Source organism: Streptomyces polyasparticus, assembly GCF_014493765.1.
GTDB lineage: Bacteria > Actinomycetota > Actinomycetes > Streptomycetales > Streptomycetaceae > Streptomyces > Streptomyces polyasparticus.
In genome coordinates this window covers 705,343-730,456 of the sequence record NZ_JACTVJ010000006.1, presented here as the reverse complement: position 1 = coordinate 730,456, position 25,114 = coordinate 705,343, and the positions used below count along the sequence as shown (strand labels likewise).

The following is a 25,114-nucleotide window of genomic DNA, read 5'->3' as shown; positions in this document are numbered from 1 at the left end:
CCGGCGGACAGAGCCGAGGAGAGGTAACGGCGGATGCCGCGTACGACCTGTGGCCGCTGATGGTGGTCAACACCCTGTTGTTCGTGGTGTTCGGCGCGAGCATCTTCCACCCGCGTACGAAACGCGACGGGCGGGCCATGGGCGCCTACACCGCCTTCCTGGTCCCGCTGTTCACCGAGATGTACGCCCAACTCGCCCGCAACGAGGAAGGCGAGGTCGCAGCCCGGTTTGGCGAACGGTGGGACGCCTACTCGGCCCGCACACCGGCCTTCTGGCCACGACAGCCGGGCACCACCCCCCGCAAACAGCAGCGGGACACGGCACCGCGTGCCCCCTCCGGCCACAAAGAGGTCCATCGCCATGAGCTATGACCGAACCGTCCGTCTGGACCGCGACTTCGCCACCACCGTGACCGCCGTCCGAGAGGCCCTGGCCGCACAGGGCTTCGGCATCCTCACCGAGATCGACGTGGCCGCCACCCTCAAAGCCAAACTCGGCCACGACATGGAGGACTACCTCATCCTCGGCGCCTGCAACCCGCCCCTGGCCCACCGGGCCCTGGAGGCGGACCGCAGCATCGGCCTGCTGCTGCCCTGCAACGTCGTCGTCCGCACCGAAGGCACCACCACCGTGGTCCAGGCCCTCGACCCGGCCACCCTGGTCGCCCTCACCGGTCTGCCCGCCCTCGAACCCATCGCGGCCGAAGCCGCCCGCCGTCTCGACGCGGCACTGGCTGCCCTCGCCTGACCACGGTCAAGGGCGACGTGCGCATCGAGGAGGACCTCAGCCGCTGGTTTCCGCTCTGGGGAGCCCCGGCCTGCCGGCGTCGGCGAACCCACCCGACACGGAGAAGTGACCACATGACAGGTTCCGAGGTCCGCCGCGAAAACGGATCGCACACCGTCACCGGCCGTACAGTGCTCGACGCGGCCGGGATCGAGAAGGCGTACCGGCGCGGCTTCTGGCCTGTCAGGCGCCGGACACGAGTCCTGCACGGCGTCGACCTGAGGCTGGCGCCGGGTGAGGTGGTCGGTCTGGTCGGGGAGAACGGATCCGGCAAGAGCACCCTGCTGAAGATCCTGGTGGGGGCGCCGGCGGCCGACGCCGGGACGGTGACCCGCACCGGGCGGCCGGGCTACTGCCCGCAGGAACCGGTCGTCTATGAACGGCTCACCTGTGATGAGCACTTCGAGCTACAGGGATGCCGCGCACCCTCATGTCCCGCATGGCGCGATAAGCGGCCACGCATGATGCGCGCGACATCCCGCAGCATCACCACCCGCCGCCGGGCAGGAGCGGGACCATATGCCCCCACACAGGGCCGAGCGGCCCGCGCTCGGGGCGCCTCCTCAGCAGCACGATGAGGAGGGAGGGAGATGAACGATACGGTCCCGAGCGAGGAGAGGGGGATCGTCATGAAGTGCTACGACTGCACACAGATCGGCAGGGACGAGGACGCGGTCGCCGTGTGCCGCCACTGCGGCAGCGGGGTCTGCGCCCAGCACCTGCGCGTCGGCGACGAGGACGTACGCCGTATCGCGGGCATGGGCCCGAGCTACGAACCACGCAAGGCACGTCACATGACGTATGTGCAGTGCTACGAGGCGGAGAGCTCCGTCTCGACAGCGCCACTGGCATCGGTCGGCTGACGGGCCGGCCGGTGAAAGCCACTGAGGCAGGAGCACGGCCGGGGGCCTGGCGGGAAGGGAACCGGCCCCCGGCCGGGCCCCGGGGCGGAGTGCCGTGTAGCAGAGCTTCTCGCTGGGGCGGATCTTCGGGGCCCGGGTCGGGCTGCACTGGAGCGTGCTGGTCATCGTCACCCTGGTGACGATGATCCTCGCGCGCGGCGCTCTCCCCGACGCTCATCCCGGTCAATCACCTCGGGCCCACTGGGGACTTGCCGCAATCACCGCGCTGGTCTTCGTCGCCTCGCTGCTGGCCCACGAACTCGCCCACGCCGTCGTCGCCCCACGGTCGCCCGGCTCGCCGTGATCAACGTCGCCCCGGCCGTGTTCAACTTCCTGCTCGCAGCGCCGCTAAACGGCGGACGGCCTACAGGCCGTGCTGAACGAGACCCTGGCCGGCATCCCGGTCGGCCGGCTGATGGCGCCCGCCCCCGTCACCGTCCCCGCATCCGGCACGATCGCCCGCTTCCTGGCGGACGCACCCTTCGGCCGCTACCGGCACGCGGCGTTCCCGATCCTGGCCCCGGACGGCACTCCGGTAGGCCTGGTGACCGTCGCACGCATCAACCGCGTCCCGGTGTACGACCGTTCACATATCCCGGTGAGCGCAGTGATGTGCCCGCTGTCCGATCTCACCACCGCCTACGCGCAGAGCGCGGGGACCGACCTGCTGCCGCTGCTGGAGTCCCACGCCGAGCAGGGCGAAGTGCTCGGCGTGTGGCCGCGCGAGCCCATCGAGAAGTACCCTCCGCAACTCGCCACCTGGCACCACAGGGGATACCGACAGGCGAACCGCGGCACCACCTCGTTCGGGCCCTCGCGACTACGGGCCCGATCATGGGCAGGGGCTGCTCGGCCTTGCGGTGCTCGCCGTTGTGATCGTGGTCGCGGTTGCCGTCGCAACGGGCGACTGGGACATCTTCGACAGCAGATGGCGGCCGGCCGTCCTGCTGTGGCGTCAAAGCCGCACATCGGATCGAACCAGTTCTGCAGAGAGGGAATTTCGGCCCTGTACCGGAGTCGCGCGAAGGAGCACTCTCAAAGTACGGAGTACGCGCCGGGCCCGAGGAGCGGAGACACAGCGATTCGCGGGCGGTGACCCGCTCCGCCCTTCCCGCACAGAGGTGATCAGTGATGGAATCCAAACGGTGGACCGTACAGATTTACATCTCCGAAGAAGGTGACGACACCCACGCCCGCGCCGTCCTGACCGGAGCGGACACGTCGTCCCTCACCGGCAGGGGAGTGGCTCGACGCAATCCCATCGACCGCCCCATCCCGGAGATCGGCGACGAACTCGCCGTCAGCCGCGCGCTGGAGGACCTCGCTCTCCGGCTGCACGACGTCGCCTCCGACGACATCGTCCAGTTGACCGGGCCCGTGAATCCCGCACCGCCTCTCCGGTGAACCCAAGGTCCGACGGCCGGCGAACCTCATGGTGAACGGCGCTCGCAGCCCGGCGATGGCGAAGGCCGACCGGGGCAGCGGTACCCCCTGGGGCGTCCATCGTTCAAGCACGGCCGCGGCGCGTCCCGTACGTCGGCGGGAGCGACGGGAACCGCGAGCACGATGCGGGCGGCGCCTCTGCGGCGCACGACCGCGATGGGCGCTCGTGCCGTCGCCCCGGTGACAACTGCGGCATCGACAAGGACGCCCGCTTCGCCGACCGCGCCCATGGCCGGACCGGGATGGCCCGAAGTAATGATCTTCCCACAACGACCAAGGGGCCCATGCCCGTTCACCTACCCCTGTGTACCTGTGGCCTCGAGTTCACCAGCTTCGGCGCGGCATCGACATCAGGGCAGGCGCCATACGGTCCCGGACAGGAGCGGGTGGCCCTCTCTATCGGCCGGCGTCAGCACGGCGGTGCGAACCGGACCAAGGCCCCGGACTTGAGCGGGGAGGCACTGCGCGTTGCTGAGGCGCGCGACGTGCCGGCCAGGACATCGCCGACAGGGCGCCTGGGACTCGGGCGCACCTCGTCGACGTATCCGAACCGCAGGATCAACTGAGGATGCCCACCGCCTGGAACATGCCGTTCAACCTGTGCACGCAGTTCCGGCAACTCCAACGGCTGGGTGTGGAAGGCCGCCGCCACCCGCTGGGCGGCCGCGTGCAGCAGCACCCGCTGCAGCGCCTGCCCGGCCCGCAGCCAGTCGTGCGGGCCGTCGCGCCGGGTGTGCACGACCGCCGGGAGTCCGAGGACGCCCCGGCAGGAAGCGGCGGGCCTGGTCAGGTAGCCCAGCCTGGCGCGGCCCGCGTAGTCCCGGCCGGCGAAGGCGACGGTGTCCGGATCACGCGGATAGGTCTGGCCGGGGACACCGTCGAGGCGCCCGCTTCCTTGCCCGGGCGCCCAGTTGGCCCGCTCGGCGGTGAGGCCGGGGTGCCTGCGATGGACGTCTTCGGCCGCTCCGATCAGCTCCGCGAGGCGGCGCAGCTCGTGGGCACCGGCCACGGCGTACAGGTCGGCGCCTTCACGTCGAGCCTGCTCGCGCAGTTCGTCGATCAGGACCGCAGGGAGCGGGTCCGGTTGGAAGGGGCCACGGTGGGTGTGACGCAGTTCCATGGCGCGGAACATGCGGTCATCGTCGTATGAGGCACGCGCGTACGGCCCCCAGCTGACGGTGGCGAGCAGCCAAGGGTCGGCGGCGACGGGCAGCAGGCGCACTCGCGCCCGGAAGCCGAGGTGCAGCATGGCGAGACGGACGTTGAACAGCGCCGCACCACAACTGATCAGCAGCTCCCGGCCCTCCGGATCGGCGACCCTGAGCCGACGGGTGGTATCGGCGCACAAGTGCAACTCGCCCTTGCAATACGCGAAGCGCCAGGGCTGGGTGTTGAACGCGGAGGGCGCGGTGACGGCCGCCCGGACCAGGTAGTGCGTCGCGCGATCGGGCCGCGCGCCGGTGATGGCCATGACCGATACCGCCTTTCCTCTCGACACCCGCTCGTCCGCCGTCACTCTCTGCGACGGCCCGATGGTCACTCCTGGTGCGGGTGGCACGTTCCCGACTCCCCCTGCGGCGAGAACTCTGCACTCTCATGTCCCAGCGGGGAGCCTTCTTCTGGATGTTCCGGGGGCTCGACGACGCCGCCGTGGCCGAACCCCACGGTGAGTTCGACGTTCTCGCGGCAGCACCTCTGTGGTCTTGCGTGCGAGATCTCAGTGACCGTCCGGGCCGCGGCCTGCAGGGGATGGTCACCAAGCCCCTCACGGTCCGGATCATGCGACTGTGCCGACTCGACCGGGCCTTCGTGGTGTTCGGGACCCTGCCGCCCGTCGGGCGTCGTGTCCGGTCGGCGGCCGCGCAACGGAGCGACAAGGTCCCGGCCTTCGTCCACGACCCCGACCAGGTCGCCGAGTCTCTGCATGGCCAACCAGAACAAGTCGTCGAACGTCACCACACCCACGAGGCGCCCCCCGTGCACGACCGGGATCCGGCCGACCCGCCGTTCTCGCATGGCGCGGTACGCGGCCATGATGTCGGCGTCGGCGTCAACGGACACGGGGTCCTTGGTCATGACTGCCTCGACCCCCGTGTGGGGCGACCTGGCCGGGGCGACGACCCGGACGGCGAGATCGCGGTCGGTCACCACGCCGACGAGGCGTTCATCGTCGGTCACGAAGACGGAGCCGACTCCGAGATCTCTCATGGTGCGTGCGACGTCCTGCACCGGCGTCATCACCGGCGTGATGACGGGTGAGGCGGACATGGCGTATTGGACTTGCACGACCCCTCCCTCGATCGAGCGGGGACCCACGACACACACAGTGGTCGGCGAGCCACCGCCAACGTCTCACCTCCAGGATGAGCGCCCTCCCGAATGCGTGGGCAGGGCCTGGTGTCCCCGGGGTGGGGCCATGCGGCCCGAAGTGGCCCACGGCAGATCGCAGATCGCAGCGTGCCGGGTGAGCCCGAGTGGGCTCTGCTCCGCACCCCGACGCCGCCTGCGCCTGTCTGTGGGAGCCATCGCCATCAGTCATGAGCGGACCGGCCGTGCGGGCCGACCACCGACCGCACGGCACGCCACGCGAGTTCGACGATGAGCACGGTGGATGCGGTAGCCAGGCACAGGGCCCACTGCGTCGCCGTCAGCGGGACGGTGCCGAAGACGGTGCGGGCCCAGGGCAGGTGTACGGCGGTGACCTGTATGGCGAGGACGCCGGCCAGGCACAGCCACAGGGTCCGGTTGCGCAGTTGATGGCGGCCCAGGATCGGACCTTCGTCCGCGCGGGCGTTGAACGCGTTGAACAGCTGGAACAGGACGAACGTGGTGAACGCCATGGTGAGGGCGGCGTCCGTGCCGACGCGCGGGCGGGCCAGGGCCAGCAGGACCACGGTGCTCACCGCCATGGCCGCGCCCGCCCGGGTGATGGCCGCGAGGCGTCGGCGGTCCAGAATCCGTTCGGCCGGGTCGCGCGGTGGCCGGCGCATCACGTCGTCACGGGCCGGATCCACGGCGAGCGCCATGGCGGGCGGCCCGTCCATGATGATGTTCACCCAGAGCAGCTGGGCGGCCGTGAGCGGGGCGGGCAGTCCGGCCAGGGAGGCACCGAGCAGGGTGAGGATCGCGCCGACGTTGGTGGTCAGCTGGAAGCGTACGAACTTGACGATGTTGGCATAGATGGCGCGGCCTTCGCGGACCGCGCGCACGATCGTGGAGAAGTCGTCGTCGGTCAGGACCATCTCGGCGGCTTCCTTCGCCACGTCGGTACCGGTGATCCCCATGGCCACGCCGATGTGGGCGGCCTTCAGCGCGGCCGCGTCGTTCACACCGTCGCCCGTCATGGCCACGATGTGTCCCCGGCTCGACAGCGCCTGCACGAGCCGGACCTTGTGCTCCGGTGCGACGCGGGCGAACACCCCGATATCGTCGATGCGGGCGGCGAGTTGCTCGCCGGTCATACGATCCAGCTCGGCCCCGGTCACGGCGTCGCCGCCGATATCCAGCTCGCGCGCGATGGCCGACGCGGTGTCGGCGTGGTCACCAGTGATCATCTTGACGGCGACGCCCGCCGTACGGCACAGCGCGATGGCGTCCCGGGCCTGGGGCCGGGGCGGGTCGGCTATCCCGGCGATCGACACCAGCGTGAGCCCGGGCAGCGCGGCCGGGCCGTCCGGGGCGGATGTGGGCGGCGCGCCGTCGGTCACGGCGGTGGCCGCGCCCAGCACCCGCAGTCCGGCGCCACCCAGACGCGACGTCACCGCGAGGATCTCACCCCTGTGCCGGTCGTCGAGATCGTGTACGCCTTCCTCGGTGAGTACGGCGGTACACAGCCCCAGCAGGACATCCACCGCTCCCTTGACGTGGATGCGGGTACGGCCGTCGGGTTGGGTGTGGAAGGTGGCCATGTACTTGGTGGCCGCGTCGAAGGGCAGCTCGCCGGAGCGGGGCCGGCTCTCACGCAGCCGGTCGGCGTCCACTCCGGCCTTTGCCGCGAGCACCACCAGTGCCGCCTCCGTCGGGTCCCCGATGAAGTCCCCGTCGGTCAGGCGTGCGTCGTTGCACAGGGCGAGCGGCAGCACCGCCTCCCTCAGGTCGTCCGGAGACGGGGAGTTGCCGGTGTCCGACGTTCGGACAGCACCTGCCGTCCCGTAGCCCTCGCCGATGACGTCGTAGAACGTCCCGGCGGTCCACAGCGCTCGTACGGTCATCTGGTTGAGGGTCAGCGTGCCGGTCTTGTCGCTGCATATGACGGTCGCCGAGCCGAGCGACTCCGCTGCCGACAGTCGCTTGACGATCGCACCTCGGCGGGCCATGCGGTATACGCCGAGTGCCAGCGTCAGGGCCAGCACGGCGGGCAGCCCTTCGGGGATCGCTGCGACCGCCAGGGCCACGGCCCGCAGCGCGAGGTCCGCCAAGGCCTCGCCGCGGACAAGGGTGGTCAGGGCGTAGGCGACGATCGCCACGCCGCTCAGCAGCGCGAGCCGCCGGCCGAGGCTGTCCAGCTGAACCTGGAGCGGGCTGGCCGGTTCCGTGCTGGTGCGCAGCGCCTCGGCGATCGTCCCGAGTTCGGTGCGCATGCCGGTGGCCGTGACGATCATCTCGGCCCGGCCCCGGGTCAGAGCGGTGTTCATGAACAGCGAACTGGTGCGCTCGGCGAGCGGCGCCGGGGCCGCTCCGTCCAGGTGCACGGCCGCCACGCTCTTGGCGACCGGCTGGGACTCCCCCGTCAGCGCCGCCTCGGCCACCTCGACCGACTCCGCGACGGTCAGGCGCCCGTCGGCCGGTACGCGGTCGCCCGCCTCCAGCAGAACCACGTCCCCGGGGACGAGCGTGTGTGCCTCCACCACCTGCTGCCGGCCGTCGCGACGGACCCGCGCGGTGGCCACCAGCATCCGGCGCAGCGCCTCCAGGCTGCGTTCCGCGCGCCGTTCCTGCAGATACCCCAGGACCGCGTTGATCTGCAGGACGATGGTGATCACCACGGCGTCCTTGATGTCGCCGATCGCCCCGGCCACCACGGCGGCGATCAGCAGAATGCCGATGAGCCAGTTGCGGAACTGGTCGAGGAACTTGCGCCATTCCGGGCGCCGGGCGGGTTCGGCCAGCCGGTTCGGCCCGCAGACCGCCGCCCGCTCGGTGGCCTCCCGCGTACTCAGTCCGGCGCACGGGTCGACATCGAGCCGGTCCGCCACCAACGTGGCGGCGAGGCGGTAGCCGTCCGGGACCTCCAGGAATCCCACCCGGGCAGAGCCCGTCCCCTCGACCGAGGCTTTCGTCTGCCTGACCATGTTCACTCCTTGCCGGTACGGACGACGGCGACAGGGCAGTGGGCATGCTGCAGGACGGCCTGACTGACGGAGCCAAGGAGCAGGCCCGCGAAACCGCCCCGGCCGCGCGCTCCGACCACGACCAGTTGGGCGCCGCCGCCGGCCTCGATGAGGGAAGGCCGGATGCGGCCCCGGACCAGCCGGTGCCGCACGGCAACGTCCTGGTACTTGTCCCGCAACCCGCACAGCGACTCGGCGAGCAAACGCTCTTCCACGGCACGGAGCCGTTCCTCGTCATAGCTCGCGAAGGGCGGATCGGCTGGATGGTCGTACGCCCGCTCGGTGCAGATGTTCCACACGTGCAGCGCCAGCAACTCCGCACCGCGGAGCGAGGCTTCGGCGAAAGCGAACTCGACGGCCCCCACGGCTCCCCGGGAGCCGTCGACCGCCAGCAGGACGGGGCCTTCGGGGTCCGGCCTGCCGCGCACGACGAGAACTGGGCAGCGTCCATGGGTGACCAGATGCACAGCGGTGGACCCCAGTAGCAGGGCGGCGAACTTGCCCAGCCCCCGAGTGCCGACCACGGCGAGCTCGGCGGTGCGCGACTCGATCTCCAGCACCGTCAACGGCTCACCGACGACGACGTCGCGTGTGACATCCACCTGCGGCGCAACAGCCTGGGCACGCCGCTCCGCATCGGCAAGCGTGCCGTCCACCAGCACGCGCAGCCCGACGTCCGCCGGATTCCACGGCGGCACGCCTGGCGGCACGTGCCCGGACGGCCACCCGAAGGCATGCACCAACCGCAGCCCCGATCCTCGCAGTCGGGCCTCCCGTGCCGCGACCTCCACCGCGGCCAGGCTCGACGGCGAGCCGTCCACTCCCACCACGACCGGACCGCTCATCACAACTCCCCATGGGCCAGGCGCAGTCCTGGACCGGGGCGCAGCCAGGCCATGCGCGGGACACGGCGACGGCGGCCACGTCCGCTCCGGCAGGCGGCTCGCGGACATCGGCCGGACACCTTCGTCTCGCCGACTTCGGGTCTCACCCTCTCCCAGTCCACGGGGGCCCGAACAGGGCCGCATGGGCCCAGGAATGCCCCCATGCGGCCCTCTTCTCGACGGCAGCCCGGCGATATCACTGAAGTTGTAGGACGGGGTCGCGTGCGCGTCAGAGCGCTGCCGGCCCGCCGTTGACACTCCGGAGGTGCGCCATGACCGGCCCTGTCGTCGTCGGACTCGACGGTTCCCCCGCAAGCCTGACCGCCGCCTGGTGGGCCGCCCGCGAAGCGCTGAAGCGGAACTTGTCGCTCCTCCTGCTCCACTCCTGGACCACCCAGCCGCTCGACGTCCCCATCGCCCAGGCGGCCCCCAGCAAACAGCAGTACGGCCGCGAGGTACTGCATCGAGCCGAAGCCGAAATCCTGCACCGCTACGGCGACTTGACCCTGACCACGCAACTGGTCTCCGACCCCGCCTCGCGGGTCCTCGTCGAACGCAGCCGGAGCGCGGCCATGCTCGTGCTCGGCTCCCGGGGGCATGGAACCCTGACGGGATTCCTGCTCGGTTCCACGAGCCTGCACGTCCTGGGCCGCACCCATTGCCCGGCCGTCGCCGTGCGGAGCGAAGATCCCAGCGTCGAATGCGGCTGGGGGCACCCTGCCGCGGCCGACCGCAACGAGGTCGTGGTCGGGATGGGTGAGCTCGGGCCTGCCGCCGGCGCCCTGCTGGAATTCGCCTTCGCTGACGCCGAGTTGAACGGCTCCCGCATACGCGCCGTACGGGCCTGCCCGCTGCTGGGCCTGGTGACCGACCCGCACCTGATGGCCACTGAGCATCCCGGCGACCGATACAAGGCCGAGGAGCAAACCAGGCTCGCCGACGCCCTGGCGCCGTGGCGCGAGAAGTTCCCGACCGTACCGGTGGTCGAGCACATCGCCGTCGGGCCCGCCGCCCATGTACTGCTGGCCACAGCCCCACACGCCCGGCTCGCAGTGGTAGGGCGCCGGCGACGCCCCTCCCACCACACCTGGCACCTGGGGCCCGTCGCGCACGGAGCGCTGCACCACCTCCCCTGCCCCGTCGCTGTCATTCCGCACGACTGAAGCGGGAGTTCGACGCACCACCATGGAAGGCGGGGGGCACGGTCATGCCCTGAGGCGATCCGTGCCCCCAGGAACATCGACGTGAGGCGCCCGGGCGGATGGGAAGACCGGACAACGCGGCCCCCGACCGGACAGGACGCCGGAGAGGGGGCGCAGTGAAGGGGACTGTCCGCCTGGGGCGGATCGCGGGCGTGAGAATCGGCTTGCACTGGAGCGTCGCGGTCACCGCCGCGCTCTTGACGCTGCTGCCGGCACGAGGCCTCTACCCGTACGCCCACCCCGGGTACCCCACTTGGGTCTACTGGGCTCTCGGGCTCGCGACAGCGACGGGGCTCCTGGCTTCACTGCTCGCACATGAGCTTGCCCACGCCGTCGTGGCCCGCCGCCACGCCATCGAGGTGCGCGGCATCACGTTGTGGATGCTCGGCGGGGTCGCCCAGTTGCGTACGGAGCCACGGGACCCGCGCACCGAGCTGCGGATCGCCGGGGCGGGGCCGGCGATCAGTGCGGTGCTCGGCGTGCTGTTCACCGGGGTCGCGGCGGGGATGAACGCGCTCGGCGCACCGGATCTCGCGGTCACGGCCGTGTCCTGGCCGGCGGGGATCAATGTGGTCCTCGCGGTCTTCAACGCCCTTCCCGCGGCCCCCTTGGACGGTGGCCGCGTGCTGCGCGCATTCCTGTGGCGCCGCACCGGCGACCGCCTGCGGGCCACGCTCGGTGCGACGGCGGCAGGACGCTTCGTCGGCTGGTTCCTGGTGCTGACCGGATTCGTCTCCGTGCTCGCCGGGGGGAGCGCGGCCGGGCTGTGGCCCGCACTCGTCGGCTGGTTCATCATCGCCGCTGCCACTGCGGAGGCCTGCCAGGAAAGGCTGCGCGACCAGCTGGCAGGAACGACGGTGGGGGAAGTCATGACGCTCTGGCCGGTCACCGCGCCGTCCGGCAGCACAGTCGCACAGTTCCTCGCGGACGCTCCGCTCGGGCGCCTTCGCCACTCGGCGTTCCCCGTCCTCGCTCCCGACGGATCCGCGGTCGGGCTGGTGTCCGTTACCCGAATCAATCGCATGCCCTTGAAGGCCCGTTCCACCACACCGGTGGATGCGGTGATGCGCCCACTCGGAAATCTGGAAACGGCCGAGCCCGAAGACTCCGCCGCCGACCTGCTGCCGCGCCTCAGCTCAAGTGCCGAACGGCGGGCGCTGGTCCTCCACGCCGGGCGGCTGGTCGGCATCGTGTCACTCTCGGACATCGGCCGGGCCGCCCAGCGGCCGGCGAACCTTCGTCATCGAGGCCGGCCCGCGTGACAGCCGGCCGGCCTCGGTCTCAGGGGTCTCAGGTCGCGGTGAGCTGGTCCACCACCTCGACCACGTCGGCGATCTTCGCCACCTCCTCGGTCAGCTGCGGGATCACCACCGTGTCCACCTTGCCCCTCAGGGTCACCGCCCCGTCCAGGACGTGGATCTCCAGGCTCCCTGGGTCGATGCCGAACTCTCCCTTGACGATACGAGTGGCGATCTCGGCCCGAATGGCGGCGTCGTCCCGGACGAGTGCCCGCAGCAGTTCACCACGGCTGACGACGCCGACCAGCCGTCCCTTGTAGTCGGTCACGAACAGCTGCCTGATCCTGGAGCGAGCGGCCATGCGGGCCGCTTCGATCACTGTCGTCCCCGGGTGGGCCGTGTGCACCGGCGCGGACATCAGCTCAGCCGCCGTCTGCCCTGTGTCCCGGGCACGCGGCCGCAGGCCGAGAACCCTGGCGAGCGCGCCGGGCCGCTCACCCGGCGCGGCAAGGGTTGCCGCACGGGCAAGGAGGTCGGACTCAGCGATCACGCCGATCACATGCTCGGTCTCGTCCACCACTGGTACGGCACCCACCTGGAGGTGCGACAGCTGACGTGCGACGTCAAGGAACGGAGTGTCGGCCGAAACGCCGGCCACGGAGCGCTTCATGAGGTCGCGCACCCGCCGCTCCGCCACCGTGTGCGGACCCGGGCGCTGGGGCGGGGTCCTCTTGCGCACTGCCGGTTCGGCGGGTGCCTCCTCCCGTGAGGCGTGGGAGGCCATGGCTGTCAGGTAGCGCACCATCATGTCCTGCCGGAATCCCTCGGCCCGCTTCGGGGCGAGGTCCGGCACCGCTCCCCGTGCCTCCGCCGACGCGGCCCAGTGTTCGCGTGCTTCCCGGTCGTTCATGGCAACCTCCAGGGGGCGACGAGGCGGCAGGGCCAGCACACCTCTCCCACCTACACCGTCTCGAGCTCCGCGAGTACGCGACAGGGGCCGCCAGTCCCCAATCCCGGGACATTCAGCCCCTGTTCGGCTCTGCGCCGCTTTTCTACCGTGAAGGCCAGACAAAGACGCCGGAGGACAAAAGACGCCGGAGGACAGCAGACGTTGGAAGCGGGTCGGGAGGTCTGATGGCAGGGTTCCGCGAGTTCCTCATGCGCTTCCGGCCGGCCGGCTCGCCCGGCCCGGCGGTCGCGGGAGGCGTTCCCGCTGACCGGTCCGCCGAACTCATGGCGGAACTGGATCCTCCACTAGCTCTGTTGGACGACTCGGCGGCCGACGCGGCACGGATACGTGACGACGCCGCCCGCGAGGCGGCACAGCGGCGCCAGGCGGCGGCCGCCCGGGCCGACGAGATCGTGGCCGCGGCACATGCGCGTGCGCTGGAGGTCAGGAACGAAGCCGCGGCCCGGATCCGCGCGGACATCGCCGCTGAGTCCGCTGCCGCCGAAGCCACGGCGGACCGCACCGTGACGCTGGTACTGCAACGCGCGCGTGTGCGCATGCCCGACTTCGCGGACAGGATCGTGTCGCAAGTCGCCGGCGAACTCGCCGCTGTCGAAGGCCGGACCGGTACCGCACCGGGCACCGATCCGACCGGCACACGCTGAGGGGGCCTCGATGGGAGCGGGCTGGGTCGCGGGAGTGACACGGGCCAGGGCCATGGCCGCACGGCGCGTCGGACCCGTCCGAGCACGGGAGTTGGCGGCCGCGGCGACTCTTCCCGACGCGCTGCGCGAGCTGACCGGGACCCCGTACCGGCGAGGCCTCGACCTGGCAGCCGGTGCCGCGGACGCCCAACGAGCGGTCTCAGCGGCCCTGTTGTGGCAGTTGCGGGTACTCGCCGGATGGCAGCCCCGACCGGGCACCGCGGCCGTACGGCTGCTCAGCGCCGGTTTCGAGATCGCGAACACACGCGAGCACCTGCGCGCCCTGTCCGGCGCGCCGCCGCCCCCGCCGTACCGGCTGGGAGCGCTGTCGACCGCCTGGCCCAGGCTGGCCGCCACGGTGTCCGCGAGCGAAGTGCGAGGCGTGTTGGCCTCCTCCGCGTGGGGAGACCCCGGCGCCGACTCCCCGGCGGCGGTGGTCACCGGGATGCGCCTGTCGGCGGCCGCCCGCACCGTGGCGAACGTTCCTGAGGCGGCCCGGTGGGCCACCGGCGAGGCCGCCCTGCTCGTGGCGCGTGAAGTCTTCCTCATGGGCCGTGGGCTGGCCGCGCCGGCCGCGCGCCACGCCGCTCGGATCCTCGGTCAGGAGGCCTTGCGGGCACCGTCGTTCGGCGACTTCCGCGAGCGCCTGCCGTCGGCGGCCCGCTGGCCCCTGGAGGACGCACCGGAGACGGAACGGCTGTGGCGGGCCGAGGCCCGCTGGTGGCCGGCAGTCGAGCAGGACGGTCTCGAAATGCTACGCCGGGCGCGTTTCGACGTGTCGCCCGTCGTGGGCGCGGTCACGGTACTGTCCGTGGACGCGTGGCGGGTGCGTGCCGGTCTGGAGTCGGCCGCGCACGGCGGCCGGGCGCTGGAGGCCTTCGATGCCCTCATGGACTGACTGGATGGACTCCTTGGCCCCGGCCCGTATGCAGCGGGTGGCCATCGTCGCGCCGCGCAGCGGACTGCGGGACGTCCTGGTGCGCGTCGCCGACGCGGGCTGTGTCGAACTCGACCGCGCCGACGACACCGGCCAGGGCGGCCTGCACGGTGCGGCGGCACGACGGCTTCACCTGCTGCGCTCCGAACCCGCCGCCCCCCGCCTGTCCCTCACCGAGCCCGATCTCGACGCACTGCAACAGGCGGGCCGAGCAGACCTGTTGGCGGGCGAGGCACAGCTCGAGGCGCACCACGACGTGGCGGTGCGCCGCGAGGCCGTGGCCGCGCTGGCCGGCTGGTGTCCCGCGGCCGAGGTCGACCGGCTCAGCACCCGTCTGGCCGAGGCCGGCGGTGCTCTGGTGCCGCTGCGCGAGCCCCGGGGGATCGATCCGCCGACCCTGTTGCGCGACACCGGCACGGTCCGCCGCTCCCTCGTCCCTCTCGTGCGGACGTACGGAACGGTTCCATACGCCGATGTCGACCCTTCGGTGCCTGCCGGCATCGCGTACGTCGTGATGTTCGGGATGATGTTCGGCGACGCGGGGCACGGCGCCCTGCTGCTGCTCGGGGCGCTGCTGCTGCGGTTCGGGCACCCCCGGCGGCTGGCGTCCCTGCGGCCCATGTGGCCCTTCGTCGCCGGGGCGGGGCTGATGAGCACGCTCGCAGGATTCGCGTACGGGGAGTTCTTCGGCCCCACTGGCGTGCTGCCCGTCCTGTGGTTGGACCCGCTCGACGAACCCGTGCGGCTGCTCGGGAGCGCGGTCGGCTTCGGCGCGTTTCTGCTGGCTCTGGCGTACGCGGCGGGCATCGTCAACCGGTGGCGGGAGGGCGGCCCCCGGGGTGCGCTGTACGCGGCGTCGGGCATCGCCGGTGCCACGGTCTTCCTGGGTTTCGCAGTGCTCGCGGCGGGCGTCGCCCTGCACTGGCCGGCGTCCGTGGTCAGCGGCTCGGTGATCGTCGCCGCCGGGCTTGTGCTGGCCGGTGCCGGGCTGTTCGCCGGGTCGGGCGGCGGCGCCTCAGGCGCGCTGCAGACCGGTATCCAACTCTTCGACGTAGTCGTACGAATCGGGTCCAACACCATCTCCTTCGCACGGCTGGCCGCGTTCGGACTGACCCATGCCGCGCTCGGCGAGATCGTCTGGCAGGGCACCACGGGGCTTGCGGCGCTCGGGCCCGCGGCGGCAGTCGCCGCGCTCCTCGTCTTCGCCGTCGGCAATGCGCTCGCCTTCGCGCTCGAGGCGCTGGTGGCCGGCGTACAAGCCCTGCGCCTTGAGTTCTACGAGCTGTTCTCGCGCGTCTTCGACTCCGAGGGCCGGCCTTTCCGGCCCTGGCACGTCCCGACTCAACGCAGTTCGGAGGTGGCAACATGATCACTTGGCTGGTCGCCCTGCCGGTGGTGGTGGCGGCCTTCGCCGCCACCCGTCGGTTGCTTCGGCGCCGTAGCCCCAAGGCCCTGCGCTCGCTCCTCGCGGTGGACGGGGCCCTGTTCGCGGGGGCATTGGCGGTCCTCATAGTGGCGTTGAGCGGCGGATCGGCGCAGGCCGACGCGGCTGCGGCGGCCGCCGAAAGTTCAGGTTCCGGATCGGCGGCCCTGATCGGGGCGGCCATCGCGGTCGCCGGGGCCTCGATCGGGGCGGCGATCGCCGTCGCCTATACGGGAGCCGCGGCGCTCGCGGTCATGAGTGAACGGCCCGAGCTCTTCGGCCGAGCCATGGTCATCGTCGGTCTCGCCGAAGGGATCGCCATCTACGGCCTGGTCGTCGCGATCATCCTGCTCGGGAAGGCCTGACCATGAGTCATGTCGCGGCGATCGGAGAACGATTGCGGGTCGTCGGGACGGCGGCGGCCGGGGTCGTGGTCCTCCCCGCCGAGGACCCGGAGGCGGTACGTGCGGCCTGGCGGGCGCTGCCCGCGGATGTGGGTCTGGTGATGCTCACCCCGGCCGCGGCCGACGCGCTCGGCCCCGAACTCCTGGACGGGGCTGGCCCGCTCACTGCGGTGATGCCGCCATGAGGAACCCGACCCCCGCCGGGACCGGCGCCGCTCTCGAACCGGTGCGGGCGCAGCTGCTCCGCATCGCCAAGGCCGATGCCGATGCCCTGCTCGCCGCGGCGGACCAGGACGCCGCAGCCACGTTCGCTGCCGCCGAGGCTCAGGCCGCGGCCATCCTGGACGAGGCCCGCAGACAGGGCGAGGCCGACGCCGAGACGGCACGCGACGCGGCAGGCGTCCGCACCCGCCGGGCCGCGCGGGCCCGCGAACTCGCCGCGCGCAAGGACTGCTGGGAGGAGCTGGGCCGACAGGTCGTGGCAAGGGTCCAGGCCCTGCGGAGCGCCCGTTCCTATCCGCAGCTCCATGACCGACTCACCGCGTACGTACGCGAGGTACTGGGTCCCGACGTCCACATCACCGAGGCGCCCGGCGGAGGCGTGATCGGTGAGGTGCGGGGCCGACGACTCGACTGCGGCCTGACCGCGTTCGCCCGCCGGGCACTGGAGCGGACCGGCACGGAGGCAGAGGGGCTGTGGTCACCATGACGTACGCACCGGACACGAGGCACGAGTCGCGCCCGGCGCCCGAACCCGAGGGAATGGGACGCATTCTGCGGGTCACCGGCCCTCTGATCGAAGCCGAGTACACGGGCGGCGCCGCCATGTACGACCTGGTCGAACTCGGGGAGCCCGGACTGCCCGGAGAGGTCGTCGCGATCCGCGAAGGTGTCGTCACGGTCCAGGCGTACGAGTACACAGGTGGTCTCGCCCCTGGGATGCCTCTGCGTCTGCTGGGCGAGCCGCTGTCCGCGCCGCTCGGTCCGGGGCTCCTCGGCGGGATCTACGACGGCTTGCTGCGCCCGCTGACGGGCAAGGGCGCGTGGCTGGTGCCCGGTGTCGCGAGCGGCCGGGCGGACGAACGGCCCACGTGGCGGTTCTCGCCCCGGGTCAAGGTCGGCGCATCCGTGGCCGAGGGAGACGTCCTCGGCGAGATCCGGGAAGCCGGGCCGGTGCCACTGCTTGTCCTGGTGCCTGTGGGCCACGCGGGACGGGTGGAGCGGATCGCCGAGGAGGGCCACCAGCGTGCAGACGCCGTCGTCGCGACGGTGGCGGGTACCGAGGTCCGGATGACCACCGACTGGCCGGTCCGCACACCCCGGCCGGTGCGGGAGCGCCTCGACACCGGTGCGGTGCTCAACACCGGACAACGGGCGATCGACCTCCTCTTCCCCGTGGCGCTCGGCAGCACGGTCGCCGTGCCCGGCGGCTTCGGCACCGGCAAGACCGTGCTCCTTCAGCAGATCGCCAAGTGGTGCGATGCGGACGTCATCGTCTACGTCGGCTGCGGGGAGCGCGGCAATGAAATGGCCGATGTCATCGACGAGTTCGCCGCGCTCAAGGACCCACGCACCGGCGGGCGCCTCGCCGACCGGACCGTGATCGTCGCCAACACCTCCAACATGCCGATGATGGCCAGGGAGGCCAGCATCTACACCGGGGCGACCGTCGCCGAATACTTCCGCGACATGGGCCTGGACGTCGTCGTCATCGCCGACTCCACCTCCCGATGGGCCGAAGCGCTGCGGGAGTTCGCCTCTCGTACCGGCGCGCTGCCCGCCGAAGAGGGCTATCCGGCAGGTCTCGCCTCGGCGATCGCGGCGTTCTACGAGCGGGCGGGAGCGGTGACCACGCTCGGCGGCCGGCGCGGCTCGGTCACGGTGATCGGCGCGGTGTCCCCGCCCGGCGGCGACATGGCGGAACCGGTCACCGCCCACACTCAGCGCTTCGTACGCTGCCTGTGGACCCTCGACCGTGAACTCGCCTACGCCCGTCACTATCCGGCCGTCTCCTGGGCCGGGTCCTTCTCCCGCGACGCCGAGGCGATCGGCAAGCACCACGCCGCGTCGGACGACCCGGCCTGGACCGCCCGGCGCGCTCGCGTAGCCGACCTGCTCGCCGAGGCCGACCGGCTCGCCGACCTCGTCGACCTCGTCGGGATCGCGGCGCTGCCGCCCCAGGAGCGCATGAGCGTCCTGGGCGGTCGGATCGTGCGCGAGGGTGTGCTGCAGCAGAGCGCCCTGTCCGAACGGGACGCCTACAGCGGCAGCGAGAAGACGGCCGCCCTCGCCGAAGCCCTGCTCGCCGTGGTCGACCGCTGCCGGGAACTTGCCGATTCCGGAGTTCCGGCCACTCGCATCGAAGAGATCGACTTCGGCCCCGTGCTGCGTGCCCGCGAAGAAGCGGGCCCGCACGACGCGGCGACCGTTCAGGCGCTCGGCGCGACCATGCTCGCGCGGCTCGGGGAGGTGTCGTGAACAGCACGCCCAAGGAAGGTGTCGTGAACAGCACGTCGGACTGGGGCCGCGTCGAGTACACCTCGGTGCGGGAACTGCGCGGACCGCTCGCGGTCATCGACCAAGTGAGCGGGGTCGGCTGGGACGAGTTCGTCCAGTTCACGCTCGGCTCGGGCGAGCAGCGGCACGGGCTCGTCCTCGAGGTCGACCGCGGTACGGCCGTGGTGCAGGTCCTTCAGGACACCGCGGGCATGGATCCCGCGCGGATACGCACCCTCTTCACCGGGTCGCCGCTGCGCATTCCCGTGGGCCCCAGCTGGCTCGGGCGGGTGTGCAACGGCCGGGGCGAGCCGCTCGACGGGGGGCCGCCCGTCTTCGGCGCCGGCACATCGGCGGTCGGCGGCAACCCGATCAACCCGGTCCGGCGCGTGCCGCCCGCCGACCCGGTGCTGACCGGGGTCAGTGCCGTCGACGCGCTCACCACCCTGGTGCGCGGACAGAAGCTGCCGGTGTTCTCCGCGGCCGGGCTTCCGCACCTGGAGCTGGCCGCGCAGATCGCGGCGCAGTCGACGGCTGGCGGCGAGCCATTCTGTGTGGTCTTCGCCGCCATGGGAGTGACCCACGCGGACGCGAACTTCGTCCGTGACGCACTCGAAGAGCGCTCCGCGGCGGGTGAGTTGGTGCTGTTCCTGAACACTGCGGACGACCCGGTGATCGAGCGCATCCTCACCCCGCGCATCGCGCTGACTGTCGCAGAGGAACTGGCCTTCACCGGGGGCCGCCATGTGCTCGTGGTGATGACGGACATGACGAGTTACGCGGAGGCGCTGCGCGAGGTCTCCGCGGCCCGCGGTGAGATCCCGGCCCGCCGCGCCTATCCGGGCTACCTCTACAGCGACTTGGCATCCCTGTACGAACGGTGCGGGCGGATCGAGGGCCTGCCGGGTTCCGTCACCGTCCTGCCGCTCCTCACCATGCCCGCAGGCGACATCACCCATCCGGTGCCGGATCTCACCGGATACATCACGGAGGGGCAGATCGTGCTCTCCCGAGAGGTGCACGCCAAGGGCGTCTACCCGCCGGTCGACGCACTGTCCTCACTGTCGCGCCTGATGCGCAAGGGCGCGGGCCCCGGCCGTACGCGCGACGACCATCTCGACGTCGCTGCGCAGCTCCTCGCCGCCCTCGCGCGGGCGCGACAGATCCGGGAGCTGGCCGACCTCGTGGGGCATTCGGCCCTCAGCCCCACCGATCGCCGCTATCTGGACTTCGACGAGGCCTTCTACCATGGCCTGGTCGACCAGCGACGCGACGAACTGCGCACGCTGGAGCAGACGCTGGAGCGGTCCTGGCAGGTGCTGCTCACCTTGCCGCGCAGCCAACTGGCCATGCTGCCGGGCGACTTGCTCGACGCCCATGGCGCGGCAGAGGGCGGGTGATCCCATGACGGAGCCGCGTGTCCCGCCCGGGCGGGCCGGCCGTATGCGGCTGCGCCGCAGCCTGGACGTCGCACTGCGCGGCGCGGACCTGCTCGACCAGAAGCTGCGCATCCTGCGCTCCCGCCACGCCGAACTACTGCGCACCCAGGAATCCGCGCAGGAGCGCTGGCACCGGCGGCTGCGGGAGGCAGAATCCTGGCTGCTGCGCGGGCTGCTCCTCGATGGCGAAGAGGCCCTGGACACGCTGGACTTCACACGCCCCGCCGCACTGGCGGTCGTCTGGACGTCCACCATGGGCGTGCGCCACCCGCAGTCCGCTTCCTGTATGACACCGGAACGGGCACCTGGCGCGCTCGCGCCCGCCAACTCGGCTCTGGTGCACGCGGAGGCCGCCTACCGGGAGGCGGTACGGGCCGCCGCCGAGTACGCCGCGGCCCGCGAAGCGGCCCGCGCCGTCGGCGCCGAGGTCCTCAGCACGCGTCAGCGGGTGCGGGCCCTGCAGCGTCACTGGATCCCCCGGCTGCAGACGGCACTCGTCCGGGCCGACCTGACGCTGGAGCAGGGCGAGCACGAGGACGCCGTACGCAGGAGATGGGCCGCACGCACCCTCGACGACTGGTCCTGAACCACTATCGGTGGCGGGGAGGCTCCTCGTGCACAACGACAAGATCGCGGACCGCAAGGGCCCTGACCTGGACCGGCAGGGCGTGCCCTACGAGCCGACCGCGCCCCTCCAACAGCTGCGCACCGACGCGGTGTTCGCGGAGCTCGGCACCTCACCACGGGGCCTGAGCACGGCGGAGGCGGCGCGCCGACAGCAGCAGTACGGCACCAATGAGCTGCCGCACCCGCGCCGCAAGGGGCTGTGGCGGCGGTTCACGACTCAGTTCACCGACCTGTTCGCGCTCGTACTGATCACGGCCTCCGCCCTCACGTTCGCCGCCTACGCACTGCAGGACCCGCGCGACGTCGGCAATCTGCAGCTGGCGTTCGCGATCCTCGGCGTGGTCGTCCTCAACGCGGTGATCGGCTTCGTTCAGGAGTACTCGGCGGAGCGCACCGCGCAGTCGCTGCAGGCCATGGTGCCGCACACCTGCCGAGTGCTGCGGGACGGGGAGCGCCAGGAGCTGCCGTCCGCCTCCCTCACACCGGGCGACCTCGTCGTCCTGGAGGCCGGGGACGCGGTGTCCGCGGACTGCCGGATCATCGAGGCACACGGGCTCACGGTGAACAACGCGCCTCTGACCGGGGAGAGTTCGGCCGTACGACGGGTCACCGAGCCGTCGGAGACACGCACCGCGCTGGAGTCCCGCAACTGTGTGTTCATGGGCACCACGGTGGTCGCCGGGTCGGGCAAGGCCGTCGTGTTCGCCATCGGCGCCACAACCGAGTTCGGCAAGATCTTCCGGCTCACGGACGAGGCACCCCGCCAGCAGACGCCGTTGCAGCGCGAAGTGGGCGCCATGGCGCGGCGGGTGGCGGCCCTTGCCGTCGCGATCGGCGCGTGTGTCCTCGCGGTGCGCCTGCAGACCGGGCAGCCGCTGGTCGACACCTTCGTGTTCGCGCTCGGTGTGATGGTCGCACTGGTACCCGAAGGCCTGCCCGCGACCCTCTCGGTGTCGTTGGCCATCGGTGTACGCCGCATGGCGCGCCGACAGGCACTGGTCAAGCAGTTGCTCGCTGTGGAGGCACTCGGCTCCACCACCGTGGTCTGCACGGACAAGACCGGCACGCTGACCCGGGCGGAGATGACCGTCACCCAGCTGTGGAGCGGCGGCGAGCCACACGCGGTCTCCGGTGTGGGGTACGCCCCCGTCGGCACCGTGAGCGACGCGGATGCCGTACGGGACCTGTTGTGGGCCGGTGTGCTGTGCTCGGACGCCCGTCTTGTGCCGCCGGCCGACCATGTGGGCTGGCGGGTGCTCGGCGACACCACGGAGGGCGCGATCCACGTCGCGGCGGCCAAGGCCGGACTGGACCTGGACGCGCTGCGGAACGCCGCACCCCGGATCGCGGAGTTCCCCTTCGACTCTGTGCGCAAGCTGATGAGCACGGTGCATGAGACGCCGGAGGGCCGCGTCGTCTGCGTCAAGGGTGCGCCGCAGGAACTGCTCGCCCGCTGCGCCGGCGTTCGCACGGGCACCGCGTCACGGCCGCTGACCGAAGCACTGCGAGCCACGGTCACCTCGGCCGACGACGCCATGGCCACACGGGGGTTGCGCGTTCTCGGAGTCGCCCTGCGCCCGGTGTCCGCGATCCCGGGCACCTCCGAGGAAGCCGAGTCCCACCTGACGCTCCTGGGTCTCATCGGCATGCTCGATCCACCGCGGCCGGAGGTCTCCGATGCCGTGGGGGCCTGCCAGCGGGCGGGGATCCGCATCGTGATGGTGACGGGCGACCATCCGCTGACCGCCGAGGCCGTCGCCCGCCGGGTCGGCATCGTCACCCACCCCTCCCCCACCGTGATCACCGGCACCCTGCTCGACGGGATGGACACGGCCGCGCTCGACGCGGTGCTCGCGTCCCCGGGCGAGCTGCTGCTGTGCCGGGTCAGCCCGGAGCACAAGATGCGGGTCGTGGCCGCGCTACAGGCGCGCGGCGAGGTCGTCGCGGTCACCGGCGACGGAGCCAACGACGCGCCCGCGCTCAAACGCGCGGACATCGGTGTGTCCATGGGGGCGACGGGAACCGATGTCGCCCGCGAGGCCTCGGTCATGGTGCTGCTCGACGACTCGTTCGCCTCCATCACCGCCGCCGTGGAACTGGGCAGATCGGTCTACCGCAACATCGGAAGGTTCCTGACCTACCTGTTCAGCCACAACATCGCCGAGCTGACCCCGATCCTGGTCGCCACCTTCGTGGGTTTCCCGCTGGTTCCGCTGACCGCCGTGCAGATCCTCGCCATCGACCTCGGCTCCGACGTGCTGCCGGCCCTGGCGCTCGGCGCCGAGCCGCCCGAGGCGGACACCATGGAGCGGCCGCCTCGCAGCAGGCGCGAGCGGCTGTTCTCCGCCGCGCTCGTACGGCGGTTCCTGTTCCTCGGGGCCGTGCAGTCCATCGGCGTGTGCGCGGTCTTCTTCTGGCAGGTGCGTTCCTCGGGCATCCCGTTCGCCGACTTCACCGCGGACACGTCCGCCTATCGCAAGGCGACCACCCTGACGCAGGCGGCGATCGTGGTCGGCCAGTTCTTCAACGCACTGGCGGTGCGCACGGACCGGCAGAGCATCTTCCGCGTCGGGCTGTTCTCCAACCCTCGTCTGATCGTGGCGGGTTGTGGGGGTGTCGCACTGATGGCGGCCATCAGCTACGCGCCGCCGTTGCAGGCCGTGTTCCACACGGCGCCGCTCGCCCCCGTCGACTGGGTGGTACTGGTCGGGTTCGGCGTGCTGCTCCTGTGCGCGGAGGAGGCACGGAAGTGGTGGCTGCGCCGCACTCCGCTCCCCTCCAAACTGAAGAAGGAGGGAAGGCCATGAGAGTCATCGTGGTGGGCTGCGGCCGGGTCGGTTCCGCGCTCGCCTCCCGGCTGGTCAACGAGGGGCACGACGTCCGCGTCATCGACCGTGACCCCAGGACCCGCAGGCTGTTGCCCGTCCGTTTCCCCGGCCAGGTGCTGCACGGCAACGGATTCAGCCGCAGCATCCTGGAGAGTGCGGGCATCGAGCACGCCGACGCGTTCGTCGCCGTCACCTCTGGCGACAACAGCAACATCGTCAGTGCCAGAACCGCGAAGGAGGCCTACCGAGTGCCGATCGTGCTGGCCCGCATCTACGATCCCCGGCGCGCCGACATCTACCGGGACCTCGGCATCCCCACCATCGCGAGCGTCCGCTGGACCGTGCATCAGCTCCACCAGATGCTGCTGCACCGTCATCTCACACCGGAGCTCAGTTTCGGCAATGGCGAGACCCTGTTGCTCCGTTCCCAGCTGCCCGCGTATCTCACCGGCCGACGACTCGGCGAGCTGGAGGTCGACGGTGAGACACGCGTGGTGGAAGTGACGCGCGGGGGGCGGTCGTTCCTGCCGACGCCGAGCACACCGGCCGAGCCCGACGACCTCGTCACCTTCGCCGTGGCCGCCGAGGCCCTGACCCGCTTGCGCGGCTTCCTCGACAAGGAGCTCGGCACATGAAGGTACTCATCGCCGGAGCCGGCCGGCTCGGTCGGCAGATCGCCCAGGTCCTGACAGCCGCTCACAACCGGGTCACCCTCGTGGACCGGGACGAGGACCGCATCGCGGCCCTCCGCAACCAGCTGCCCGTGCCCGTACAGCTGCGGATCGGTGACGCCTGCGAACCGTCCGTCCTCGAGGCCGCCGGCGCCCACACGGCCGATCTCGTCATCGCGACCACCGGCGAGGACGAGGACAACCTGGTCATCAGCCTCCTCGCCAAGCGCCAGTTCTCCGTGCAGCGCGTGGTGGCACGGGTCAACGACGCCGAGAACGCCTGGCTGTTCAACCGGAGCTGGGGTGTCGACGCCGCCGTACCCGCCGCCACTCCGCTGATCTCCCTCATCGAGGAGGCCACCGGGGCCAACGACACGGTCGCCCTGCTACGCCTCAGCAAGGCAGGGGTGGATGTGATCGAGACGACCATCACGCCCCGGTCCCGCGCCGTAGGCAGCGCTCTCGCCGACATCACGATCCCTGAGGGCACGGTCGTGGCCGCCGTCGTACGCGACGGCAGTCCCGTCCCTCCCACACCTGCGCTGGTGCTCGCCGCGGGTGACGAAATCCTCCTGGTCTCCCACTCCGCGACGGAGAGCGAGGTGCACGCCGTCTTTCAGTAGCCACGGATTCGCGCCCATTCCTGGCGGGAGCGGACACAATACCGCTCACAAGTGACCGCGGGTGGACGGGAGTTGGCTGCCGGTCCCGTGGGGTCCCCGCGGAGGACCGGGCATCTGGTCGATTCATGGTCAGGGTCTCTCTCCCCAGTGGTCGGCGGGAGGGGCCAAAGGCCTGGAGCTGAGAGTCAGGGGCGCCATGTCCGGGGCCTGTCGGCCCCGGAACCATGG

General features: G+C 71.4%; 26 protein-coding genes. 21 read left to right on the top strand and 5 right to left on the bottom strand.

Annotation, left to right across the window (positions count from 1 at the left end):
* Nucleotides 1-59 precede the first annotated feature (59 nt).
* From H9Y04_RS15200 to H9Y04_RS15170, 7 genes are all read left to right on the top strand, one after another.
* Nucleotides 60-371: a hypothetical protein gene (locus tag H9Y04_RS15200; RefSeq protein ID WP_236070807.1), complete on the top strand. Its 312-nt coding sequence runs from the start codon at nt 60-62 to the stop codon at nt 369-371.
* Nucleotides 361-747, top strand: coding sequence for a DUF302 domain-containing protein (locus H9Y04_RS15195; RefSeq protein ID WP_187814342.1), 387 nt, complete (start codon nt 361-363; stop codon nt 745-747). Before H9Y04_RS15200 ends, H9Y04_RS15195 begins: the two co-directional genes overlap by 11 nt.
* Before the next feature lie 113 nt (nt 748-860).
* The gene (locus H9Y04_RS15190; protein ID WP_187814341.1) at nt 861-1,364 is read left to right on the top strand and encodes an ATP-binding cassette domain-containing protein; all 504 of its coding nucleotides are present in this window, start codon (nt 861-863) and stop codon (nt 1,362-1,364) included.
* Nucleotides 1,365-1,376: 12 nt separating this feature from the next.
* Nucleotides 1,377-1,649: a DUF2180 family protein gene (locus tag H9Y04_RS15185; RefSeq protein WP_187814340.1), complete on the top strand. Its 273-nt coding sequence runs from the start codon at nt 1,377-1,379 to the stop codon at nt 1,647-1,649.
* A gap of 154 nt (nt 1,650-1,803) precedes the next feature.
* Nucleotides 1,804-1,992 (top strand): zinc metalloprotease, encoded by a 189-nt coding sequence (locus H9Y04_RS15180; RefSeq protein WP_187814339.1) that lies wholly within the window; start codon nt 1,804-1,806, stop codon nt 1,990-1,992.
* Between the two features lie 69 nt (nt 1,993-2,061).
* A complete protein-coding gene (locus H9Y04_RS15175; protein ID WP_187814338.1) occupies nt 2,062-2,784 on the top strand; it encodes a CBS domain-containing protein in 723 nt (240 codons plus the stop codon).
* Nucleotides 2,785-2,819: 35 nt separating this feature from the next.
* Entirely contained in the window at nt 2,820-3,092 is a 273-nt protein-coding gene (locus tag H9Y04_RS15170; RefSeq protein WP_187814337.1) for a DUF1876 domain-containing protein, read from the top strand.
* 448 nt (nt 3,093-3,540) lie between these two features.
* On the opposite strand, the gene H9Y04_RS15165 is transcribed toward H9Y04_RS15170, so the two are convergent.
* The 4 genes from H9Y04_RS15165 to H9Y04_RS15150 form a co-directional block, all read right to left on the bottom strand.
* Nucleotides 3,541-4,602 carry an Acg family FMN-binding oxidoreductase gene (locus H9Y04_RS15165; protein WP_187814336.1) on the bottom strand — a complete coding sequence of 354 codons (1,062 nt, stop codon included), beginning with the start codon at nt 4,600-4,602 and terminating at the stop codon, nt 3,541-3,543.
* 65 nt (nt 4,603-4,667) lie between these two features.
* Nucleotides 4,668-5,399 (bottom strand): CBS domain-containing protein, encoded by a 732-nt coding sequence (locus H9Y04_RS15160; protein WP_268980476.1) that lies wholly within the window; start codon nt 5,397-5,399, stop codon nt 4,668-4,670.
* A gap of 263 nt (nt 5,400-5,662) precedes the next feature.
* Complete coding sequence (locus H9Y04_RS15155; RefSeq protein ID WP_187814335.1) at nt 5,663-8,422, bottom strand: cation-translocating P-type ATPase; 2,760 nt, start codon at nt 8,420-8,422, stop codon at nt 5,663-5,665.
* A gap of 2 nt (nt 8,423-8,424) precedes the next feature.
* Nucleotides 8,425-9,306: a universal stress protein gene (locus H9Y04_RS15150; protein WP_187814334.1), complete on the bottom strand. Its 882-nt coding sequence runs from the start codon at nt 9,304-9,306 to the stop codon at nt 8,425-8,427.
* A gap of 311 nt (nt 9,307-9,617) precedes the next feature.
* Here H9Y04_RS15150 and H9Y04_RS15145 point away from each other — a divergent pair, with 311 nt between their 5' ends.
* Nucleotides 9,618-10,508 (top strand): universal stress protein, encoded by an 891-nt coding sequence (locus H9Y04_RS15145; RefSeq protein ID WP_187814333.1) that lies wholly within the window; start codon nt 9,618-9,620, stop codon nt 10,506-10,508.
* A 191-nt stretch (nt 10,509-10,699) separates the two neighbouring features.
* Nucleotides 10,700-11,809 carry a site-2 protease family protein gene (locus H9Y04_RS15140; RefSeq protein ID WP_308800985.1) on the top strand — a complete coding sequence of 370 codons (1,110 nt, stop codon included), beginning with the start codon at nt 10,700-10,702 and terminating at the stop codon, nt 11,807-11,809.
* A 28-nt stretch (nt 11,810-11,837) separates the two neighbouring features.
* On the opposite strand, the gene H9Y04_RS15135 is transcribed toward H9Y04_RS15140, so the two are convergent.
* Nucleotides 11,838-12,695 carry a CBS domain-containing protein gene (locus tag H9Y04_RS15135; RefSeq protein ID WP_187814331.1) on the bottom strand — a complete coding sequence of 286 codons (858 nt, stop codon included), beginning with the start codon at nt 12,693-12,695 and terminating at the stop codon, nt 11,838-11,840.
* Nucleotides 12,696-12,919: 224 nt separating this feature from the next.
* Between H9Y04_RS15135 and H9Y04_RS15130 the strand changes: the two genes are divergently transcribed.
* From H9Y04_RS15130 to H9Y04_RS15075, 12 genes are read left to right on the top strand one after another with little or no spacing between them, the layout of a single operon-like run.
* On the top strand, nt 12,920-13,399 hold the full coding sequence (locus tag H9Y04_RS15130; protein WP_187814330.1) for a hypothetical protein: 480 nt from the start codon (nt 12,920-12,922) through the stop codon (nt 13,397-13,399).
* Nucleotides 13,400-13,409: 10 nt separating this feature from the next.
* On the top strand, nt 13,410-14,336 hold the full coding sequence (locus tag H9Y04_RS15125) for a hypothetical protein (protein ID WP_187814329.1): 927 nt from the start codon (nt 13,410-13,412) through the stop codon (nt 14,334-14,336).
* Between the two features lie 4 nt (nt 14,337-14,340).
* Nucleotides 14,341-15,744, top strand: a complete 1,404-nt coding sequence (locus H9Y04_RS15120) for a V-type ATPase 116kDa subunit family protein (protein WP_236070806.1) — start codon at nt 14,341-14,343, stop codon at nt 15,742-15,744.
* Nucleotides 15,741-16,163: an ATP synthase subunit C gene (locus tag H9Y04_RS15115; protein ID WP_187814328.1), complete on the top strand. Its 423-nt coding sequence runs from the start codon at nt 15,741-15,743 to the stop codon at nt 16,161-16,163. The genes H9Y04_RS15120 and H9Y04_RS15115 overlap by 4 nt, the downstream gene beginning before the upstream one ends.
* Nucleotides 16,164-16,165: 2 nt before the next feature.
* Nucleotides 16,166-16,387: a V-type proton ATPase subunit F family protein gene (locus H9Y04_RS15110; RefSeq protein WP_187814327.1), complete on the top strand. Its 222-nt coding sequence runs from the start codon at nt 16,166-16,168 to the stop codon at nt 16,385-16,387.
* Entirely contained in the window at nt 16,384-16,911 is a 528-nt protein-coding gene (locus H9Y04_RS15105) for a hypothetical protein (RefSeq protein ID WP_187814475.1), read from the top strand. The genes H9Y04_RS15110 and H9Y04_RS15105 overlap by 4 nt, the downstream gene beginning before the upstream one ends.
* The gene (locus H9Y04_RS15100; protein WP_187814326.1) at nt 16,908-18,680 is read left to right on the top strand and encodes a V-type ATP synthase subunit A; all 1,773 of its coding nucleotides are present in this window, start codon (nt 16,908-16,910) and stop codon (nt 18,678-18,680) included. Before H9Y04_RS15105 ends, H9Y04_RS15100 begins: the two co-directional genes overlap by 4 nt.
* Nucleotides 18,681-18,703: 23 nt before the next feature.
* The gene (locus H9Y04_RS15095; protein ID WP_187814325.1) at nt 18,704-20,098 is read left to right on the top strand and encodes a V-type ATP synthase subunit B; all 1,395 of its coding nucleotides are present in this window, start codon (nt 18,704-18,706) and stop codon (nt 20,096-20,098) included.
* Nucleotides 20,099-20,102: 4 nt separating this feature from the next.
* Nucleotides 20,103-20,723, top strand: coding sequence for a V-type ATP synthase subunit D (locus H9Y04_RS15090; RefSeq protein WP_187814324.1), 621 nt, complete (start codon nt 20,103-20,105; stop codon nt 20,721-20,723).
* Between the two features lie 28 nt (nt 20,724-20,751).
* Nucleotides 20,752-23,571: a cation-translocating P-type ATPase gene (locus tag H9Y04_RS15085; RefSeq protein ID WP_308800984.1), complete on the top strand. Its 2,820-nt coding sequence runs from the start codon at nt 20,752-20,754 to the stop codon at nt 23,569-23,571.
* Entirely contained in the window at nt 23,568-24,227 is a 660-nt protein-coding gene (locus tag H9Y04_RS15080) for a potassium channel family protein (protein WP_187814323.1), read from the top strand. The genes H9Y04_RS15085 and H9Y04_RS15080 overlap by 4 nt, the downstream gene beginning before the upstream one ends.
* Nucleotides 24,224-24,886 (top strand): potassium channel family protein, encoded by a 663-nt coding sequence (locus tag H9Y04_RS15075; RefSeq protein ID WP_187814322.1) that lies wholly within the window; start codon nt 24,224-24,226, stop codon nt 24,884-24,886. Before H9Y04_RS15080 ends, H9Y04_RS15075 begins: the two co-directional genes overlap by 4 nt.
* Nucleotides 24,887-25,114: the final 228 nt, after the last annotated feature.

Excerpts from the sequence above, each read along its gene's own strand:
- H9Y04_RS15110 (WP_187814327.1), top strand. The coding sequence starts at position 16,166 with ATGAGTCATGTCGCGGCGATCGGAGAACGATTGCGGGTCGTCGGGACG.
- H9Y04_RS15165 (WP_187814336.1), bottom strand. The coding sequence starts at position 4,602 with ATGGCCATCACCGGCGCGCGGCCCGATCGCGCGACGCACTACCTGGTC.
- H9Y04_RS15185 (WP_187814340.1), top strand. The coding sequence starts at position 1,377 with ATGAACGATACGGTCCCGAGCGAGGAGAGGGGGATCGTCATGAAGTGC.
- H9Y04_RS15155 (WP_187814335.1), bottom strand. The coding sequence starts at position 8,422 with ATGGTCAGGCAGACGAAAGCCTCGGTCGAGGGGACGGGCTCTGCCCGG.
- H9Y04_RS15130 (WP_187814330.1), top strand. The coding sequence starts at position 12,920 with ATGGCAGGGTTCCGCGAGTTCCTCATGCGCTTCCGGCCGGCCGGCTCG.
- H9Y04_RS15135 (WP_187814331.1), bottom strand. The coding sequence starts at position 12,695 with ATGAACGACCGGGAAGCACGCGAACACTGGGCCGCGTCGGCGGAGGCA.
- H9Y04_RS15080 (WP_187814323.1), top strand. The coding sequence starts at position 23,568 with ATGAGAGTCATCGTGGTGGGCTGCGGCCGGGTCGGTTCCGCGCTCGCC.
- H9Y04_RS15090 (WP_187814324.1), top strand. The coding sequence starts at position 20,103 with ATGACGGAGCCGCGTGTCCCGCCCGGGCGGGCCGGCCGTATGCGGCTG.
- H9Y04_RS15105 (WP_187814475.1), top strand. The coding sequence starts at position 16,384 with ATGAGGAACCCGACCCCCGCCGGGACCGGCGCCGCTCTCGAACCGGTG.
- H9Y04_RS15170 (WP_187814337.1), top strand. The coding sequence starts at position 2,820 with ATGGAATCCAAACGGTGGACCGTACAGATTTACATCTCCGAAGAAGGT.
- H9Y04_RS15115 (WP_187814328.1), top strand. The coding sequence starts at position 15,741 with ATGATCACTTGGCTGGTCGCCCTGCCGGTGGTGGTGGCGGCCTTCGCC.
- H9Y04_RS15075 (WP_187814322.1), top strand. The coding sequence starts at position 24,224 with ATGAAGGTACTCATCGCCGGAGCCGGCCGGCTCGGTCGGCAGATCGCC.
- H9Y04_RS15125 (WP_187814329.1), top strand. The coding sequence starts at position 13,410 with ATGGGAGCGGGCTGGGTCGCGGGAGTGACACGGGCCAGGGCCATGGCC.
- H9Y04_RS15195 (WP_187814342.1), top strand. The coding sequence starts at position 361 with ATGAGCTATGACCGAACCGTCCGTCTGGACCGCGACTTCGCCACCACC.
- H9Y04_RS15160 (WP_268980476.1), bottom strand. The coding sequence starts at position 5,399 with ATGTCCGCCTCACCCGTCATCACGCCGGTGATGACGCCGGTGCAGGAC.
- H9Y04_RS15120 (WP_236070806.1), top strand. The coding sequence starts at position 14,341 with ATGGACTCCTTGGCCCCGGCCCGTATGCAGCGGGTGGCCATCGTCGCG.
- H9Y04_RS15200 (WP_236070807.1), top strand. The coding sequence starts at position 60 with ATGGTGGTCAACACCCTGTTGTTCGTGGTGTTCGGCGCGAGCATCTTC.
- H9Y04_RS15145 (WP_187814333.1), top strand. The coding sequence starts at position 9,618 with ATGACCGGCCCTGTCGTCGTCGGACTCGACGGTTCCCCCGCAAGCCTG.
- H9Y04_RS15100 (WP_187814326.1), top strand. The coding sequence starts at position 16,908 with ATGACGTACGCACCGGACACGAGGCACGAGTCGCGCCCGGCGCCCGAA.
- H9Y04_RS15190 (WP_187814341.1), top strand. The coding sequence starts at position 861 with ATGACAGGTTCCGAGGTCCGCCGCGAAAACGGATCGCACACCGTCACC.
- H9Y04_RS15150 (WP_187814334.1), bottom strand. The coding sequence starts at position 9,306 with ATGAGCGGTCCGGTCGTGGTGGGAGTGGACGGCTCGCCGTCGAGCCTG.